This window comes from Mycobacterium sp. Panama NTM2, assembly GCF_054355555.1.
The window spans coordinates 3,899,502-3,918,212 of sequence record NZ_CM135953.1 but is presented as its reverse complement, the minus strand read 5'-3'; the positions used below and the strand labels follow the sequence as shown (position 1 = coordinate 3,918,212).

Genomic DNA, 18,711 nt, shown 5'->3' with positions numbered 1-18,711 from the left:
GGCCGAAGATGATCGAACGGGTGAGCGTGTTGACGTCGGGGCCCGAGGCTGCGCCGAACCCCGGCGAGCAGACGCGAACTGGACTTTTTCACGGCGTGTCGGCTCGAGTTCGCGTCTGCTCGCCGGGGTTGCTGGTGCTCCTCGTCAGCACGGCCGTGCTGTATCTGTGGAACCTCGGCGCCTCGGGATGGGCCAACTCCTTCTACGCCGCCGCGGTGCAGGCCGGCTCGAGCGACGCGACCGCGATGCTGTTCGGTTCCAGCGACGCCGCCAACGCGATCACCGTCGACAAGACACCCGCCGCGCTGTGGGTGATGGACCTTTCCGCGCGGGTCTTCGGCTTCTCGCCGTGGAGCATGCTGGCGCCTCAGGCACTGATGGGGGTGGCCGCCGTCGGCGTGCTCTACGCGTCGGTGCGCCGCGCCGCCGGCCCCGGCGCAGCTCTGCTGGCCGGCTGGATTCTCGCCCTGACACCGGTGGCCGCGCTGATGTTCCGGTTCAACAACCCGGATGCGTTGCTGGTGTTGATGCTGGTGCTCGGTGCCTACTGCACCCAGCGCGCCTGCGAGAAAGACGCCGGCCGGTGGTGGCTGGTCGCGGCGGGCGTGGCCATGGGATTCGGGTTCCTCGCCAAGATGCTGCAGGCGCTGCTGGTGCTGCCGGCGTTCGCCGCCGCCTATCTGATGGCCGGGTCGCCGCCGCTGCGCCGGAGAGTGCTCGACCTCGGCATCGCCGGGGCTGCGGTCGTGGTCTCGGCCGGCTGGTACCTCGCGCTCGTCGAACTCTGGCCGCCCGATGAGCGACCCTACATCGGCGGCTCGCAGCACAACAGCATTCTCGAATTGACGTTGGGCTACAACGGTTTCGGCAGACTCACCGGTAACGAGCCCGGCGGGCTGGGCAACCTCAACCACGACGTCGGCTGGGGTCGATTGTTCGGCTTCTCGATGGGCGCCGACATCGGCTGGCTGCTGGTCGCTGCACTTGTCTGCACCGTCGCCGGGTTGGTGCTGACCCGCCGCGCACCCCGCACCGATGCCACGCGGGCCGCGCTCGTGCTGTGGGGCGGCTGGCTCGCGGTCACCGCCGTCGTGTTCAGCTTCATGAACGGCATCGTGCACCCGTACTACACCGTGGCGCTGGCACCCGCGATCGCCGCCACCGTCGGCATCGGCGCATCTGCACTGTGGCGCAACCGAACTGATCCGCGCGCGGCGAGCGCGCTGGCGGCGACGACGGTGGTGACGGTGTTCCTGGCCGCGCAGCTGCTGACCCGCACCCCCGACTGGATGCCGTGGCTGCGCGTCGCGATCGTGGTCGGTGGAGTGGCGGCCGCGGCACTGATCGTCGTCAACGCGCGGCTGGGGCCCCGGGTGGCGCGGACCATCGGCGGCCTCGCCCTCGTGTGCTGCCTGACCGGGCCAGCCGCCTACACGCTGGCGACCGTCGCGACCCCCCACACGGGTGCCATTCCGTCGGTCGGGCCGGCGCGATCGGGTGGTTTCCCGGGTGGCGGCTTCTTCGGCGGCGGCCCCGGTGGCGGTCTGCTGAGTGCACCGTCACCGCGGCCGGAGCTCACCAGGGTGCTCGCCGCCGACGCCGACCGATTCACCTGGGCGGCAGCCGTTGTCGGATCGAACAACGCCGCGGGATATCAGCTCGCCATCGGTGCACCGGTGATGGCGATCGGCGGATTCAACGGCACCGATCCGGCGCCGACGCTGGCGCAATTCGTCGACGACGTCGCTGCCGGGCGCATCCACTACTTCGTCGCCGGTCGGATGATGACGATGGGCCGGGTCCCCGCCAGCGGCTCGCAGGAGTCCGTGGCGATCCGCGACTGGGTGGCCGCGAACTTCGTGGCGGACACCGTCGACGGCACGGTGATCTACGACCTGACATCAGTCACAGCCGGCACATAGCTCGGGCCAACGATGAGCACACAGAAGCGACAGAACATGGACACCATGACACCTACCGACACCGTGGCCGAGACACGCTGTGGCCGAACCCCTGTCGAACGTCGACCCCACGCAGCCCGCACTGCCCGGGTCACCGGGGCGCCGGTCCTCGACGTCGTCGTTCCCGTCTACAACGAGCAGGCCGTCCTGGCCGACTCGGTGTATCGGCTGCACCGGTATCTCAGCGATGCGGTGCCTTTTCCGGCTCGCATCACGATCGCCGACAACGCCAGCACCGATGACACCCCGCGTATCGCTGCGGAACTGGCCGCCGAGTTGGACGGGGTCCGCATGGTCCGTCTGGAGGAGAAGGGGCGCGGACGCGCACTGCACCACGTCTGGTCGACCTCCGACGCGGCGGTGCTCGTCTACACCGACGTCGACCTGTCCACCGACCTGGCCGCGCTCGGCCCCTTGGTGGCGCCGTTGATCTCCGGCCACTCGGACCTCGCGATCGGCACCCGGCTGGCGCGCGGCGCACACGTCACCCGCGGACCGAAGCGGGAAATCATCTCCCGCTGCTACAACCTCATCCTCAAATCCACACTGTCCGCGCGGTTCTCCGACGCACAGTGCGGATTCAAGGCGATCCGCGCGGATGTCGCGGCCCGCCTGCTGCCCTACATCGAAGACACCGGGTGGTTCTTCGACACCGAGCTGCTGGTGCTCGCCGAACGCAGCGGACTGCGCATCCACGAGGTCCCCGTCGACTGGGTCGACGATCCCGACAGCCGCGTCGACATCGTCGCGACGGCAGCAGCCGATCTGCGCGGCATCGGGCGGCTGCTGCGCGGATTCGCCAGCGGCGCGATCCCGGTGAACATGATCGCTGCCCAGCTGAGTCCGTCCCAGCAGCCGGCAGCGCCCAGCTCGCTGCTGCGGCAAGTGGTGCGATTCGGAGCGATCGGGGTCGCGTCGACGATCGCCTACATCGTGCTGTTCATGCTGTTGCGGGGCAGCGTCGGCGCCCAGTGGGCGAACCTCTTGGCTCTGTTGCTCACCGCGATCGGCAACACCGCGGCCAACCGCCGCTTCACCTTCGGTGTCCGCGGTCAGTCCCGGCTCGCTCAGCACCATCTCGAAGGACTCATCGTCTTCGGGGTCGCGCTCGGCATCACCAGCGGATCGCTGAGCCTGCTGCACGCCACCTCCGCGGCACCGCACCGCATGGTCGAACTGGCGGTGCTGATCGGCGCCAACCTGCTCGCCACCGTGGTCCGCTTCGTCCTGTTGCGCGGCTGGGTGTTCCATCCGCGCCGCACCGCCACCGAAGGAGTCGCCCGATGACCCTCACTGCCGATTCCTCGGTCACCACCGCACCCGTGCCCGCGCGTGACCCGGCGGCGCGCTGGCACCGGTTCGCGCTCGCCGCCCTGCTGGCCGCCACCGCGGTGCTGTACCTGTGGGGTCTGGGTTCGAGTGGCTGGGCCAACGATTTCTATGCCGCGGCCGCGCAGGCCGGCACCCAGAGCTGGAAGGCTTGGCTGTTCGCATCCCTCGATTCCGGCAACGCGATCACCGTGGACAAGCCGCCGGTGTCGATCTGGTTCATGGCGTTGTCCGGCCGGCTGTTCGGCTTCAGCCCGTTCACGATGCTGCTGCCGCAGGCGCTGATGGGCGTGGCATCGGTGGGCGTGCTCTACGCGGCGGTGCGCCGGGTCAGCGGGCCGGGCGCCGGTCTGATCGCCGGCGCCGCGCTCGCCGTCATGCCGGTGGCGGCGTCGATGTTCCGCTACAACAACCCCGATGCGCTGCTGGTGCTGCTGCTGGTGGTGGCGGGTTATCTGACGGTGCGCGCCATCGAGACCGGACGTACCCGCTGGATGGTCGGCGCAGGAGTGGTCCTGGGCGCGGCCTTTCTGACCAAGATGCTGCAGGCGTTCCTCGTGGTGCCCGGGTTGGCGCTCGCGTTCCTGGTCGCGGCGCCGATCGCGTTCTGGCCGCGGGTCCGGGCGTTGCTGGCCGGTGGCGTCGCGATGGTGGCGACCGCGGGACCGTTCCTAGCGCTGGTCAGCCTGTGGCCGGCGGATTCGCGGCCCTACATCGGCGGGTCGACCGACAACTCTCTGCTGCAGCTCGCTCTGGGCTACAACGGAATTCAGCGCATCGCCGGTCGGGGCGAGGGTCCCGGGGGCGGGGGCCCGGGCATGGGTGACGGTCCGGGCGGCGGGGCGCACGTGTTCTTCGGCGGTACCCCCGGCATCGGCCGGATGTTCGGCGCGTCGTTCGGTGCCGAGGTGTCCTGGCTGCTGCCCGCGGCGCTGATCGGGCTGGTGGCGGTCCTGTGGTCCACGCGCCGCGCGCAGCGGACGTCGCCACTGCGAGCCAGTCTCTTGCTGTGGGGCGGCTGGCTGCTGGTCACCGCCGCCGTGTTCAGCTTCATGGACGGCATCATCCACCCGTACTACACGCTGGCGCTGGCGCCGGCGGTTGCCGCTCTGATCGGGATCAGCGCGGCTGAGCTGTGGCGCGCCCGGCAGTTCTGGGCGGCGCGGGCGGTGCTGGCGGTGATGTCGGCGGGCACCGGGGTGTGGGCGTTCGCGCTTCTCGGCCGCGCGCCGGGGTGGCAGCCGTGGCTGCGCTGGGTGGTGCTCGTCGGTTCGCTCGCGGTGGCTGTGCTGCTGGTGGCGGGTGTGCAGCGGTGGGGCAGGCTCGCGGCGGCAGTGGCTGGCGCCGCGCTCATCCTGGGGGCTGCGGCCCCCGCGGCATACGCGATCGAGACGGCGGCCCGTCCCGCCAGCGGGCCGGGCGCCATGGCCGGCCCGGCAGCTGCGCACGCCGACTTCGGCAGTTTCGGCGACATGCCCGGCGGGCCGGGTGGGCCCGGCGGTCCCGGCGGTCCGGGGTTCGTGCGCGCATCGGACAACGTCGCGCTGCAGAACCTGGTGAAAGCAACCGACAACCGTTGGGCCGCAGCGAGTGTCGGCTCGATGACGGCGAGCAGCCTGGAGTTGAGCACCGGCACCTCGGTGATGGCGATCGGCGGCTTCATGGGCAGTGACCCGTCGCCGACGCTGGCGCAATTCCAGCAGTACGTCGACGACGGTCAGGTGCGTTACTTCATCGCCGGCGGCGACGGCGGCCCCGGTCGCCACCGGGACAGCGGTTCCGCCGCGGAGATCACCGCCTGGGTGAAGAAGACCTTCACCCCGCGCGACGTGGGCGGCGCGACGGTCTACGACCTCGCGCATTAGTCAGCCGAGCGTGGGTGTTGTGCACGACTTGCTGTGGCGATGCGTGCACAACCCCCACGCTCGGAACGGTTGCGCGCGGGCTGATTCTTAACGGTGACGCTGTGCAGCCGCATCTCTACGGTCGCGCCATGTCGGTGACAGACGAGTACCTGAGGAACAACGAGGAGTTCGCGAAGACGTTCTCCGGGCCGTTGCCGCTGCCGCCCAGCAGGCATGTCGCCGTTGTCGCCTGCATGGATGCGCGGCTGAACGTGTATCGGATCCTCGGGCTCTCCGATGGCGAGGCGCACGTCATCCGCAACGCCGGCGGCGTCGTCACCGACGACGAGATCCGCTCCCTGGCGATCAGTCAGCGCCTGCTGGGCACTCGAGAGATCATCCTCATCCACCACACCGACTGCGGCATGCTGACATTCACCGACGACGAGTTCAAGCGCGATATCCAGGAGGAGACCGGGATCAAGCCGGAATGGGCCGCCGAATCGTTCGGCGATCTCGACGAGGACGTCCGCCAGTCGCTGCGCCGCATCGAAGCGAGCCCGTTCGTCACACAGCACGAGTCTCTGCGCGGCTTCGTCTTCGATGTCGCGACCGGCAGGCTCACCGAAGTCACGTTGTAGCCGCCTCGACTGTGGGGGTTGTGCACGCCCGCCGCCCGTGTCGCGTGCACAACCCCCACGCTCGGCGCCCCCGAACCGTTGACACCTGCAGGCCCAGCGATTACATTGCCCGATGATGATCGTAATTCTGGTCAAATCTACCAACTTTGCAGGGAAACGATGACGACGACCGAAGACACCGCGGTCAACGCGGGTCGCTACGAGCTGAGCCACCTGCGTGCGCTCGAAGCTGAAGCCATCCACATCATCAGGGAGGTGGCCGCCGAGTTCGAGCGGCCGGTGCTGCTGTTCTCCGGCGGCAAGGACTCGATCGTGATGCTGCACCTGGCGCTCAAGGCGTTCGCGCCCGGCCGACTGCCATTCCCGGTGATGCACGTCGACACGGGCCACAACTTCGACGAGGTCCTGGCCGCACGCGACGAGCTGGTCGCCCAGTCGGGCGTGCGCCTGGTGGTGGCCAGTGTTCAAGAGGACATCGACGCGGGCCGCGTGGTCGAGACGATTCCCTCGCGCAACCCGATGCAGACGTTCACGCTGCTGCGGGCCATCCGGGAGAACAAGTTCGATGCCGCATTCGGTGGGGCGCGCCGCGACGAGGAGAAGGCGCGCGCCAAGGAGCGCGTGTTCAGCTTCCGCGACGAGTTCGGCCAGTGGGACCCGAAGAACCAGCGCCCCGAGCTGTGGAACCTGTACAACGGCCGGCACCGCAAGGGTGAGCACATCCGGGCCTTTCCGCTGTCGAATTGGACCGAGTTCGACATCTGGTCCTACATCGGTGCCGAGAAGATCAAGCTGCCGTCGATCTACTACGCGCATGAGCGCAAGGTGTTCGAACGCGACGGCATGCTGCTGGCGGTACACAAGTTCATGCAACCGCGCAAGGACGAGCCGGTGATCGAGAAGACCGTGCGGTTCCGCACCGTCGGCGACGTCACCTGCACCGGCTGTGTCGAGTCGACGGCGGCGACGGTGTCCGAGGTGATCGCCGAGACCGCGGTGTCGCGTTTGACCGAGCGGGGCGCGACGCGAGCCGATGACCGGATCTCCGAGGCGGGGATGGAAGACCGCAAGCGTGAGGGGTACTTCTGATGGCGACGACACTGCTGCGCATCGCGACCGCCGGTTCGGTCGACGACGGAAAGTCCACGCTGATCGGTCGGCTGCTCTACGACAGCAAGGCCGTGATGGAGGATCAGCTCGCCGCCGTCGAGCGCACCTCCAAGGAACGCGGGAACGACTACACCGACCTGGCTCTGGTCACCGACGGCCTGCGCGCCGAGCGTGAGCAGGGCATCACGATCGATGTGGCCTACCGCTATTTCGCCACCGCCAAGCGCAAATTCATCATCGCCGACACCCCGGGTCACATCCAGTACACCCGCAACATGGTGACCGGCACCTCCACCGCGCAGCTGGCGATCGTGCTCGTCGACGCCCGGCACGGTCTGCTCGAGCAGTCCCGCCGCCACGCGTTCCTGGCCTCGCTGCTGGGGATCCGGCACATCGTGCTCGCGGTCAACAAGATGGATCTGGTCGGCTGGAGTCAGGAGCGGTTCGACGAGATCCGGGACGACTTCTACGAATTCGCCGCGCGTCTCGACGTCCAGGACGTCACCACGATCCCGCTCTCGGCGCTCAACGGAGACAACGTCGTCACCAAATCCGATGTCACGCCGTGGTACGACGGGCCGTCGCTGCTGAGCCATCTCGAGGACGTGTACATCGCGGGCGATCGCAACCTGGTCGATGTGCGCTTCCCGGTGCAGTACGTGATCCGGCCGCAGACCCGCGAGCACGCCGATCACCGCAGCTACGCCGGCACCGTCGCCAGCGGCGTCATGCGTCCGGGCGACGAGATCGTGGTGCTGCCCACGGGCAAGACCTCCCGCATCACGGCCATCGAGGGCCCGGGTGGCCCTGTGCAGGAAGCGTTTCCGCCGATGGCCGTCTCGGTGAGCCTGGCCGACGACATCGACATCAGCCGCGGTGACCTGATCGCCCGGCCCAACAACCAGCCCCGGGTGACGCAGGAGTTCGACGCCACGGTGTGCTGGATGGCCGACGAAGCCTCACTGGAGCCGGGTCGGGACTACCTGATCAAGCACACGACGCGCACCACCCGCGTCAGGGTGACGGCGCTGGACTACCGGCTCGATGTCAACACGTTGCACCGCGACAAGACGGCCACCGCGCTGAAACTCAACGAGCTGGGCCGGGTGTCGCTGCGTAGCCAGGTGCCTCTGCTCCTCGATGAGTACAGCCGCAATGCTGCGACGGGATCGTTCATCCTGATCGACCCGAACACCAACGGTACGGTCGCCGCGGGGATGATCCTGCCCTACGTGACGGCGCGGACGTCGAGCCCCAACACCGTGCGGCACCAGTCGCTGTGCACCTCCGAGGACCGGCTGTCCAAGGGGCGCACGGTGTGGTTCACCGGTCTGTCGGGTTCGGGCAAGTCGTCGGTGGCGATGCTGGTGGAGCAGAAGCTGCTCGAAAAGGGCGTGCCTGCCTATGTTCTCGATGGAGACAACCTGCGGCACGGGCTCAACGCCGACCTCGGATTCTCGATGGCCGACCGCGCCGAGAACCAGCGCCGGCTCGCCCACATCGCGGCGATCCTCGCCGACTCCGGCCAGGTGGTGCTGGTGCCTGCGATCAGTCCGCTCGAGGAGCATCGCGAGTTGGCCCGGCAGGTGACGACGGCGGCCGGTCTGGACTTCTTCGAGGTCTTCATGGACACCCCGCTCGAGGATTGCGAACGCCGCGATCCGAAAGGCCTGTACGCGAAGGCCCGTGCCGGCGAGATCACCCACTTCACCGGTATCGACAGCCCCTATCAGCGACCGAAGGATCCCGACTTGCAGCTGACACCGGATCTACCCCTCGACGGACTCGCCGACAGGGTGATCGAGATGCTGGAGAGCAGGCCATGACCGAATCCGATCACGAGGTCGCCGCGCGACTCGCCACGGAAGCCGGTGTGCTGCTGCTCGACGTACGCGCCGAGTTCGCCGACGCGGACGCGGCGGAGCGGAAAGCGGCAGGGGACAAGCGGTCCCACGACTTCCTGATGGAGGCCCTGGCATCGGCGCGGCCGGGTGACGCGGTGCTGTCCGAAGAGGGCATCGACGATCCGGTTCGGCTGTCCGCCGAACGGGTCTGGATCGTGGATCCATTGGACGGCACGCGCGAGTTCTCCGAGGCAGGGCGGTCCGACTGGGCCGTACACGTAGCGCTGTGGCAGGCAGGCGAACTCGTCGCCGGCGCCGTCGCGCTGCCCGCGCAGGGCGTCACGCTGGCCACTCCCACGGTGCCCGTGCCGCCTGCGCAGCCCGGTGCGCCGAGAATCGTCGTCTCCCGCACCCGGCCGCCGGCGATCGCCTTGGAGGTCAAGGATGCGCTCGAGGGTACGCTCGTCGAAATGGGTTCGGCCGGAGCGAAAGTGGCGTCCGTGGTGCAGGGTTTATCCGATGTCTACGTGCACGCCGGTGGTCAGTACGAATGGGATTCGGCCGCGCCGGTCGCGGTGGCCCGCGCGGCCGGACTGCACACCTCCCGCATCGACGGCTCCCCGCTGGTCTACAACCAGCGCGACTCCAAGCTGCCCGACCTCATCGTCTGCCGGCCCGAGCTGGCCGATGCGGTGCTGGCGGTGACGGCCCGACGGTAGGCTGCGGAGGTGGCCGAACCCAATACTCTGCGCGCGCTGTCGGGACTGCCGCTCACACCGGCCCGGCTCGGCGATTCGGTGCTGGTGCTGATCGACTGCCAGAACACCTACACCGAAGGGATGTTGGAGCTCGACGGGGTGCAGGATGCTCTCGACGAGGCGGCGGTACTGCTGGACCTCGCTCGATCGGCCGGTGCGCCGGTCATCCACGTGCAGCACGACGACGGCCCCGGTTCGCTGTACGACATCGGTGGCCACACCGGCGCGATCGTCGACCGGGTCGCCCCCCTCGACACCGAACCGGTTGTGGTGAAGAACTATCCGAACGCCTTCGTGCAGACCGACCTGCAGGACAGGCTCACGTCCCTGGGCGTGCAGAATCTCGTGCTGGCGGGGTTCATGACGCACATGTGCGTGAACTCGACAGCGCGGGGCGCGTTCAACCTCGGCTATGCGCCGACCGTGGTCGCCGCCGCGACCGCGACGCGCCCGCTACCGGGGGTCGGGGGAGAGCCCGTGCCCGCTTCGGCGCTTCAGGCCGCGAGCCTGGCCGCGGTCGCCGACCTGTTCGCCGTGGTCGTGGCCCGCGCCGCCGACATCCCCGGGTAGGCCTGCGCATGCGAATGTCGGCGAAGGCGGAGTACGCGATCCGCGCGATGGTCGAACTGGCCACCGCCGACGACGGCGCGCTCGTCAAGACCGAGGATCTGGCGAGGGCACAGGGCATTCCGGCGCAATTCCTGGTCGACATCCTGTCGGACCTGCGCACCGACCGGCTGGTTCGCAGCCATCGTGGTCGCGACGGCGGATACGAACTCGCTCGGTGCGCCACCGAGATCAGCATCGCCGACGTGCTGCGGTGTATCGACGGGCCGTTGGCCAGCGTCCGTGACATCGGGCTCGGTGACCTGCCCTACAGCGGACCGACCGCCGCGCTGACTGATGTGTGGCGAGCGTTGCGCGCCAGTATGCGTTCGGTTCTGGAGACCACGAGCCTTGCCGATGTGGCAGCCGGTGCCCTGCCGAAGCACGTGCGCACGCTGGCGGACGACTACCGCACCCAGGAAGAACAGCGCGGGCGATCCGTCACCTGATCGCGCGGGAAAGGCTACCCATCGTGTTCGACTTTCGTGATCTCACCGCACCGGTGTCGGTCGCCCCGATGGCGGGTGGACCCTCGACACCCGAACTCGCCGCGGCCGGCACGAATGCCGGCGGGCTGGGTTTCGTCGCGGCCGGCTATCTCAGCGCCGACGTGTTCGCTGACAAATTGGGCGCGGCGATGCGCTCGGCGTCCGGCCCGATCGGTGCGAACCTGTTCGTGCCGGGTCCGGACACCGGTGATCAGGAGCGCATCGAACGGTACGCCGCGCAGCTGGTGCCGGACGCACAGCGCTACGGCGCCTCCGTCGGTGCGCCTCGCATCGACGACGACGCGTGGCAGGGGAAACTCGACGTCCTGCTGGATCTGCGACCGGCGGTGGCGTCCTTCACGTTCGGGCTCCCGACGGCCGATGACGTTACGCGACTCCGATCCGCCGGCGTCACCGTCGCGGGCACGATCACCACGCTCGCGGAGGCCCACGAGGCAGCGGACCGGGGCGTCGACGTCCTGGTCGCGCAGGGGCCTGCCGCAGGTGGGCATCGCGGAACCTTCGACGCGCAGGCGCGTCCGGCCGAGCAGCCGCTCGACGATCTGCTGGCCGCGATCACGGCCGCCCTCGACCTTCCGGTGGTGGCCGCCGGCGGCCTGATGACCGCGGCAGACGTGGCGCGGGTACGCCGCGGCGGGGCGGTCGCCGCGCAGCTGGGCACGGCCTTCCTGCTGGCTGACGAAGCCGGCAGCAGTCCGGTGCACCGGGCCGCGCTGGTGAGTCCCGAAATGAGCGAAACCGTTGTCACGAAGGCATTCTCGGGGCGCTATGCGCGCGGCCTGCGCAATCGCTTCGTCGACCACCATGACGCGCAGGCGCCGCTGGCCTACCCGCAGGTGCACTATCTGACGAGCCCGCTGCGGGCGGCGGCTGTGCGGGCGGGCGATCCCCACGGCACCAACATCTGGGCCGGCACCGGGTTCCGGCTGGCCGAGCCCGCTCCAGCTGCCGCGATCATCGAGAAGTTGACATCCGAACAAGGCGGCCAAGGCTGACATCGGCCCACCCCGAGCGACATTGTCGGCCGATGGTGAGGTGTGCTCATCGGGCGCCGACAATGTCGCTGAGGGTGGTCCGCTCGAGCATGCGGGGGCGCTGCGCTGCGGCCGGCTAGTCGAGCTGTTCCACGGTGACGTCGCCGGTCTCCGAGCGCACACTCACCACCGACGCGGCGGCACGGGGATCCCGGGTCTGCGGTACGCGCACCACCGTGGAACCCCACGATTGGCCCGTCGTCGCGTCGACGACGTACGGTCCGGGCAGGGGCAGTGCGATCGTCACGTCGCCGTTCTCGGTCCGGGCGTCCAGTGTCGTGGGAGCGCCGGAGAAGTCGACGTCGATGTCGCCGGTCGCCGTGGTGGCCCGAAACGTCCCGGTCACCGAGATCGTGTCACGGGTGTCGATGTCGCCGTTCTGTGCGGTGATCTCGACGTCGCGCGCGGCGCCGCCGAGAACCACCGCGCCGTCGCGGGTGCGGGCCACCAGCCGGTCGATGTCGGCCTCGAGCATCACCACACCGGTGTCCTGGTCGGTGGTCACCGTGGTCCGACGGGCCTGATCCCCGGGTAACACCACCGTGATCCGCGAGGCGCGCCCCCAGTTCAAAAGGGCAGTCGGTTCGGCGTCGATGGTCACGCGCGCCGACGCGCCGTCGGCGGCCACGGACAACGGATCCGCGCCGGCGCGTATGGAATTGACCATCGTCATGTCGACGCGTGGCGTGCGGGCCTCGCGATCGGTGGTGATACGCACGAGGACCGGAACGGAGCCCGTGTCGACGGTCACCGCGCGCACGGTCGCGGGCAGCGCGGCGCTGTCGCTGACGACCCGGAACGTGCTCACGCCCCAGGCGAAGACGGCCAGTGACGCCACGGTTCCGATGATCAGGGCCGTCGCGGCGACGACCAGGATGGCGCGGATCGCCGTGCGGCCGCCGGGTGACGGCGCCGGTGGCGGGGTGGGTGGGGTGACCGTGGTTGTCATGGTGGTCATGCGGGAGTCCCTTCGCGCGTTCAGGATTCGAGATATCGCAGCACCGCGAGGACACGCCGGTTGCCGCTGTCGTCGGGGGCCAGGCCGAGCTTGGTGAAGATCGACGCGATGTGTTTCTCGGCCGATCCGACCGACATGTGCAGGGCCGTCGCGATCGCCGAGTTCGTCTTGCCCTCGGCCATCAGCTGTAGGACCTCGCGTTCGCGCGGAGTCAGCGCATCCAGGATGTTGCGACGGTGTGAGCGAAGGAGGATCTGCGACACCACTTCTGGATCGAGCACGGTCCCGCCGGCCCCGACGACGGCCACGGCATCGAGGAAGGCCGGGACATCGGCCACCCGGTCCTTGAGCAGATAACCGAAGCCGCGAGTGTCCGAGGCGATCAGGTCGGCAGCGTATCGCTCCTCGACGTAGTGGGAGAGCACCAGCACCGGCGACTCCGGGTTCTGGCTGCGCAGCAGTGCTGCGGCGCGGATCCCCTCGTCGGTGAAGGTGGGCGGCATCCGGACGTCGAGGATCGCGAGGTCCGGCCGGGTGTCGTTGACCAAGCGCAGCAGGTTGGTCGCGTCGGGCACCCCGGCCACCACGTCGTGGCCGGCGTCGGTGAGGATGCGTTCGATGCCCGCCCGCAGGAGCGCGGAATCCTCGGATATCACGATGCGCATGGCAGCACCGCGGTGATGATGGTCGGACCGGTGACCGGGCTGGATACCGTGAACGTGCCGCGCGCCGCGCGCACCCGCTCGTCGAGGCCGCGCAGTCCCGTGGCGTTCTCGTCGCCGGTGATCTGCGCGCCGCCCCGTCCGTCGTCGAACACGCTGACGTGCAACTGCTGTGCGGTGTCGTCCAGGCGGACCGTGACGGCGGCCTGGCCGGCTCCCGCGTGGCGGGTGACGTTGGTCAGGGCCTCGGCGACGACGAAGTAGGCGCACGCCTCGACCTCGTCGGGTAGGCGGCGGGGCAGGTGGACACTCAATGTGGTCGGCACCCCGGATGTCGTTGCGCGCTGCACCACCGCCGACAGCGCCGCGTCGAGGCCGCGGTCGGCCAGGATCGTCGGAGCGATACCGCGGACCACGTTGCGCAGTTCCACGAGAGCGCTCTTTGCCTCGTCGTGGGCCTCGGCGATCAGCGCCTTGGCGGCGGGCAGATCGGTGTCGAGTTTCGTCTGGGCCAACCCGATCGTCATGGCCAGGGACACCAAGCGAGGTTGCACACCGTCGTGGAGGTCGCGTTCGATGCGGTGGCGTTCGGTCTGTGCCGAGGTCACCGCGCCCTGCCGTGCATCGGCCAGTGCGCTGACCTGGTATTGCAGGTGGGCGGTCGGCGATGGCGTCAGCAGCCAGCGGTCGATCGTGGCGTCGAGCGCAGGGGCGTAGACGAGCAGCGCGCCCGCGGCGACGAGCGCCACCACCGCGAGCAGCAACGCCACCGGTGTAGGGAGGAACGACAGGCCGGCATCGGCGTCGCTGTTGCCGATCGCGATCGCGGCAGCTGGTGCGAGGAAGGCGAACACCAGCAGGGCGACTGCCAGACCCGTGGCCAGGAGGTCGTAGGTCATGCGCAGGTAGTGGTGGGCCACCGCCTTCCAGAACCGGGCGCTGCCCAGGTCGAGCAGGATCTGGTGGGCCCAGCGTTGGAATCCGGTGTGTGGGGAGAGCCGGCGCGGCGGCACGCCGATGCCCATGCCGAACACCGCTTCGCTGCGCACCCGTTCGACGCGCTCGACGCCGCGCATCAGGTACGTGAACACCACGGCGGCCAGGACGAAACCGATCACACTCGGGATCGAGGAGACGCCGATGATCAACAGCGTCAACGGAATCCAGAACCAGACGGTGGCGATCGCCGCGCCGGTGACCATCGAGGCCGTCGGCACCACGCCGATGGTCGTCGTGCGCGGAACCGGGGGCGGCGCCGCGATGTCGGGTGCCGACTCGATCGTCGTCTCAGCGGGTGCGGTCATGGTCACCAACCTAGGGATCTCGGCACGGGAGCGGGACGGCGTTTTCCCGCCAGTCCGGCGGGGGATAACCCCCGCCGCAACGTAGATTGGTCTGACCACTTGACCAACTGGCCGTTGGGCGGGCACAGTGTCGGACATGGTGTTGCGCCCCGTGAACCGCCGTTCGGTGCCCGAGGACGTCTTCGACCAGATCGTCGCGGACGTACTCAGCGGTGAGATGCAGCCGGGGGAAGCTCTGCCCAGCGAGCGGCGGCTCGCCGAGGTCCTCGGCGTCTCGCGCCCGGCCATCCGGGAGGCGCTCAAGCGCCTGGCGGCCGCGGGTCTGGTCGAGGTGCGCCAGGGTGACGCCACCACCGTGCGGGACTTCCGGCGGACCGCGGGCCTGGACCTGCTCCCCACGCTGCTGATGCGCGGCGGTGAACTGGACCTCGACGTCGTGCGCAGCATCCTCGAGACACGCCTGCACAACGGGCCGAAGGTCGCCGAACTCGCGGCGCGCCGCGGCGGCCCGCACGCGCGCGAGAGGCTCGACCAGGTTCTGACCGCCTTGGCCGAGGAAACCGATCCCGTTGCCGTGCAACGTCATGCACTCGACTTCTGGGATCACATCGTCGACTGCGCAGACTCGATCGCGTTCCGGCTGATGTTCAACACGCTGCGCGCCACGTACGAACCCGTGCTGCCCGCCCTGGCCGCGGTGATGACCGCCGAGGTCGAACGCGTCGACGACTACCGAGACCTGGCCGGCGCCGTGATCGCCGGAGACGCCGGTGCGGCGTCGTCACACGCCCGGCGTCTGCTCGAACCGGCGACCACAGCCCTGCTCACCGCTCTGGCACACCTGGAGGAGAAGCCTTGACCAGCGCACCCGTCCGCCCCGCCCGCCGACAGTTCACCCTCGGCGACGCCGCACGCGAATTCGCGGCGCATCCGTCTCCGTGGATGATCGGCACGACGCTGGCCGCCGCACTCACCGCGCGTCTGTACCTCGGGGATTGGACGTGGACCGACGCGGTGGTGCCCGTCGTGATGCTCGCCGTGTTCCCGTTCTTCGAATGGGTCGTCCACGTGTGCATCCTGCACTGGAAGCCCCGCCGCATCGCCGGACTGCGCATCGACTCCCTGTTGGCGCGCAAGCACCGCGAACACCACGTCGACCCGCGCGATGTCGCGTTGATCTTCATCCCGTGGCCGGCGCTGCTATGGGTGCTTCCGTTGGCAATCGTGATCGCGCTGCTGGCGTTTCCGCGACCCGCCCTGGGTCTGACGTTCCTGACGTTCCTGGCCGTGCTGGGGCTGTGCTACGAGTGGTGCCACTATCTGGTGCACAGCGACTACAAGCCGAAAACGGCTGTCTACCGGGCAGTGTGGCGTAATCATCGGCAGCACCACTTCAAGAACGAGCACTACTGGTTCACCGTCACCAGTGCCGGGACCGCTGACCGGGTGCTGGGTACGTGCCCGGCCCCGGCCGCGGTCGAGACGTCACCGACCGCCAAGAACCTGCACGGCCAGCCCACCTAGGTGCTGACCGCCGCATGTCAGAATCGCGGCGTGCATATCGGGATGACGATGCCGGTGATGGAGCCCGACCTGGACAGTGCGACGCTGCGGGCGTGGGCGCGGCTGGTCGACGACGGGCCGTTCTCGTCGTTGTGCTGGGGTGAGCGCATAGCGTTCGACAATCCGGAGAGCCTGACTCTGCTGGGTGCCCTGGCCGCGTGGACGGAGCGGGTGCGGCTGGTGACCACGGTGGTGATCCCGCAGCTGCACGACCCCGTCATGCTGGCGAAGGCTCTCGCGACCGGCGACCTGCTGTGCGACGGGCGATTGACGGTCGGGATCGGTGTCGGCGGGCGGCACGAGGACTACCGGGCTGTCGGCGCCGACCCCGCGACCCAGACGATGCGCCAGCTCGCCGACCGGGTCGCTGTTATGCAGCGGGTGTGGGCAGGGGAGAACGTCACGGACGCGACGCTGCCGGTGGGGCCACCGCCCGTACAGTCCGGCGGACCCGAGTTGCTGGTGGGCACAACGGGTCCGAAGACCTTGCGCAGCGCCGCGGGCTGGGCTTCGGGCCTGGCGGGCATCAGCCTGGATCTCGATACCGCGGCGCAGAACGAGCTGTTCGACGTCGCGCGCGCCGCATGGCGCGACGCCGGCAAGCCGGCACCGCACCTGGCCACCTCGTTCTGGTTCGCGATCGGGGAGGGGACCGCACCTCGCGAACAGGTGCATCACCACCTGCGGCGGTACATGAACTGGATACCGGCCGAGATCGTCGACGCGATGGCCCCGACGACGGGCTGGGCCGGCACCCAGGACGAATTACGTGTCGTGCTCGGCCGATTCGCCGACATCGGCACCGATGAGATCCACCTGATCCCGACCAGTACCGACATCGATCAGCTGCGCCAGGTGGCCGAGGTGGTGTCGGACCTCAGCTGAATGCCGGGGAGTCGGTGGAGGCGCGACCGCGGCCCTTGCTCAGCGTCGCGAGCAACTCTCGGTAGGGACCGACGAGATAGGCGGTGTCGCCGGCATGCAGCTGCGAGTCGCGCCGCGGGTGCAGTTCACGGGCGCCATCGCTGCCGACGATCGCGATCACCCGGGTCTGTGTCGAGAGCTCGGCCATCCGGATGCCGTCCAGCTCGCTTCCGGGATCCACCCGTACCCCGCCCACCATGAACGACGCCTGGCCGACCGAGAACGTGCCGAACACGGTGAGGCCCAGCGCCGCCCCGATGAACCACGGTGCCGCCAGCTCGACGGTCGACAGCACGGTGTCGAAACCGAACCGGTGCGCGACCGCGGCGCCCAGCGCCCGATCGAAGACCCGCAGCACGACCGGCGCGGCGGTGCGGGCCCTGAGCTGCTCGCGGGAGACGATGGCCGTCTCGATGTTCACCACGTCGTCGTCGGTGAGCACCGCCACCGCCCTGGCGTCGTCGATGCGCGCCGCGTGCAACGTCGAGGGCAGCGTGGCGTCACCGAAGATCACCGGGATGCCCCGGTCGGCAGCCGCGGACAGATAACGGTTCTCGTCGTTGAGTTCGATGACCGCGACGTCGTGGCCGGCGGCCTTCAGATCGGCGGCCACCCGGATGCCGAACGATCCCAGGCCCACCACGATCATGTGGCGCTCCAATTCGCGGACCTTGCGTCGACCCGCCGAGTACGCCAGGCGCCGCGACAGCAGCAGGTCGGCGACGAAGGCCATCAGCACGGCCGTGGTGGTGATGCCGGCGAACATCAGCACGATGCTGAACAGGCGCAGCCACGTCGGCTGGTCGCTGAAGCTGAAGTCGCCGTATCCCACCGTCGCGATGGTTTCGGTGGAAGAAGTACAGCGCGTCGACGAAGCTCATCCCGGGCTTGTCGTAGGCGAACCACAGCAGGAGCGTCGATCCGATGAGCAGGCTCATCGACACCGAGAGGGCGCGATAGAAATTGGGGTTGACGTCTTCGCGAAAAGCGCGCGCCGCGTTGGCTATTCGGGTCATCGCAGAGCGGCGGGGATGGGGGCGGACCGCGGTGTCGGGGTCGTCGAACTCGCCGGTGTCGCCGATGACCGCCACCCAGTCGCCTTCGTCGACGTGCAGGTCCCGCCCCGGGCAGGCGACCACTGCGCCCGGGGTGGAACTGTGCTCGCCGTGCACGACGGCGACCGGGGCGAGGTCACCGTGGATCTCGCGCAACGTGCCCGCGCGGGTCACCGCGGTGCCCGACACGATGAATCGGAGGTCACCCGCGGCGATCGAGTGCGTCGTGCGGGCAAGGCACCGCTCCACGACCGACGGCGCGGCGAGGTCGGCGACGTCGAGGACGGCGCCCGGCCCGTTGCCCGCCGCCATCGCCTCCCGCAACACCGTGTTCGCCAGGCGGGCCACGACCCGCACGGTGGGACTGAATCGCCGCGCCAGCAGCGCCATCTCCAGATTCTTCGCATCGTCAGGCCCGGCACACACGACGGCGGTCGCCGTTGCGACGCCGGCCGGGGTGAGTTGATCGGGCTGATCGATCACCGTCACCGCAGCGCCGGCGCTGCGCAGCTCCTCGGCGATGCGCACCGCCAGTGCGTCACCACCGCTGACGATGGTGTGGCTGCCGGCCATTGCAGCAGGGTACGCAATGGGCAGCTACCCGGCAGG

The 18,711-nt window shown here is 69.2% G+C and carries 16 protein-coding genes and 1 pseudogene; 13 read left to right on the top strand and 4 right to left on the bottom strand.

From position 1 onward, the window contains the following. Positions 1–8 precede the first annotated feature (8 nt). From ACXYX3_RS18585 to ACXYX3_RS18540, 10 genes are all read left to right on the top strand, one after another. Positions 9–1,922, top strand: coding sequence for a glycosyltransferase family 39 protein (locus tag ACXYX3_RS18585; RefSeq protein WP_458608551.1), 1,914 nt, complete (start codon positions 9–11; stop codon positions 1,920–1,922). A gap of 45 nt (positions 1,923–1,967) precedes the next feature. Further along, a complete protein-coding gene (locus ACXYX3_RS18580) occupies positions 1,968–3,248 on the top strand; it encodes a bifunctional glycosyltransferase family 2/GtrA family protein (RefSeq protein ID WP_458608550.1) in 1,281 nt (426 codons plus the stop codon). Beyond that, entirely contained in the window at positions 3,245–5,155 is a 1,911-nt protein-coding gene (locus ACXYX3_RS18575) for a glycosyltransferase family 39 protein (RefSeq protein ID WP_458608549.1), read from the top strand. The genes ACXYX3_RS18580 and ACXYX3_RS18575 overlap by 4 nt, the downstream gene beginning before the upstream one ends. 128 nt (positions 5,156–5,283) lie before the next feature. Next, entirely contained in the window at positions 5,284–5,775 is a 492-nt protein-coding gene (locus ACXYX3_RS18570; protein WP_241207329.1) for a beta-class carbonic anhydrase, read from the top strand. A gap of 159 nt (positions 5,776–5,934) precedes the next feature. Next, the gene (gene cysD / locus ACXYX3_RS18565) at positions 5,935–6,864 is read left to right on the top strand and encodes a sulfate adenylyltransferase subunit CysD (protein WP_241207330.1); all 930 of its coding nucleotides are present in this window, start codon (positions 5,935–5,937) and stop codon (positions 6,862–6,864) included. Continuing rightward, positions 6,864–8,711 carry a sulfate adenylyltransferase subunit CysN gene (gene cysN / locus ACXYX3_RS18560; RefSeq protein WP_458608548.1) on the top strand — a complete coding sequence of 616 codons (1,848 nt, stop codon included), beginning with the start codon at positions 6,864–6,866 and terminating at the stop codon, positions 8,709–8,711. Before cysD ends, cysN begins: the two co-directional genes overlap by 1 nt. After that, the gene (locus ACXYX3_RS18555; protein ID WP_458608547.1) at positions 8,708–9,448 is read left to right on the top strand and encodes a 3'(2'),5'-bisphosphate nucleotidase CysQ; all 741 of its coding nucleotides are present in this window, start codon (positions 8,708–8,710) and stop codon (positions 9,446–9,448) included. Before cysN ends, ACXYX3_RS18555 begins: the two co-directional genes overlap by 4 nt. Positions 9,449–9,457: 9 nt before the next feature. Next, complete coding sequence (locus ACXYX3_RS18550) at positions 9,458–10,057, top strand: cysteine hydrolase family protein (RefSeq protein ID WP_458608546.1); 600 nt, start codon at positions 9,458–9,460, stop codon at positions 10,055–10,057. Between the two features lie 8 nt (positions 10,058–10,065). Then, positions 10,066–10,542 carry an Rrf2 family transcriptional regulator gene (locus tag ACXYX3_RS18545; RefSeq protein ID WP_241207334.1) on the top strand — a complete coding sequence of 159 codons (477 nt, stop codon included), beginning with the start codon at positions 10,066–10,068 and terminating at the stop codon, positions 10,540–10,542. A 20-nt stretch (positions 10,543–10,562) separates the two neighbouring features. Further along, a complete protein-coding gene (locus ACXYX3_RS18540; protein ID WP_458612139.1) occupies positions 10,563–11,597 on the top strand; it encodes a nitronate monooxygenase in 1,035 nt (344 codons plus the stop codon). A 115-nt stretch (positions 11,598–11,712) separates the two neighbouring features. Here the strand turns inward: ACXYX3_RS18540 and ACXYX3_RS18535 are convergent, their stop codons facing one another. The 3 genes from ACXYX3_RS18535 to ACXYX3_RS18525 are packed head-to-tail and all read right to left on the bottom strand — an operon-like array spanning position 11,713 to position 14,560. Further along, the gene (locus ACXYX3_RS18535) at positions 11,713–12,594 is read right to left on the bottom strand and encodes a DUF4097 family beta strand repeat-containing protein (RefSeq protein ID WP_458608545.1); all 882 of its coding nucleotides are present in this window, start codon (positions 12,592–12,594) and stop codon (positions 11,713–11,715) included. A 20-nt stretch (positions 12,595–12,614) separates the two neighbouring features. Beyond that, positions 12,615–13,259, bottom strand: coding sequence for a response regulator (locus tag ACXYX3_RS18530; RefSeq protein ID WP_458608543.1), 645 nt, complete (start codon positions 13,257–13,259; stop codon positions 12,615–12,617). Next, positions 13,247–14,560, bottom strand: coding sequence for a sensor histidine kinase (locus ACXYX3_RS18525; protein WP_458608542.1), 1,314 nt, complete (start codon positions 14,558–14,560; stop codon positions 13,247–13,249). The genes ACXYX3_RS18530 and ACXYX3_RS18525 overlap by 13 nt, the downstream gene beginning before the upstream one ends. Positions 14,561–14,696: 136 nt before the next feature. On the opposite strand from ACXYX3_RS18525, the gene ACXYX3_RS18520 reads away from it, so the two are divergent. From ACXYX3_RS18520 to ACXYX3_RS18510, 3 genes are read left to right on the top strand one after another with little or no spacing between them, the layout of a single operon-like run. Beyond that, positions 14,697–15,419 carry a FadR/GntR family transcriptional regulator gene (locus ACXYX3_RS18520; protein WP_458608541.1) on the top strand — a complete coding sequence of 241 codons (723 nt, stop codon included), beginning with the start codon at positions 14,697–14,699 and terminating at the stop codon, positions 15,417–15,419. Further along, positions 15,416–16,084, top strand: coding sequence for a sterol desaturase family protein (locus tag ACXYX3_RS18515; RefSeq protein WP_458608540.1), 669 nt, complete (start codon positions 15,416–15,418; stop codon positions 16,082–16,084). Before ACXYX3_RS18520 ends, ACXYX3_RS18515 begins: the two co-directional genes overlap by 4 nt. A 42-nt stretch (positions 16,085–16,126) precedes the next feature. Continuing rightward, positions 16,127–17,008 carry an LLM class flavin-dependent oxidoreductase gene (locus tag ACXYX3_RS18510; RefSeq protein WP_241207383.1) on the top strand — a complete coding sequence of 294 codons (882 nt, stop codon included), beginning with the start codon at positions 16,127–16,129 and terminating at the stop codon, positions 17,006–17,008. Here ACXYX3_RS18510 and ACXYX3_RS18505 read toward each other — a convergent pair. Then, a pseudogene (locus ACXYX3_RS18505) lies at positions 17,001–18,675 on the bottom strand (NAD-binding protein). The gene ACXYX3_RS18510 and the pseudogene ACXYX3_RS18505 sit on opposite strands and share 8 nt — an antisense overlap. Between the last annotated feature and the right edge of the window lie 36 nt (positions 18,676–18,711).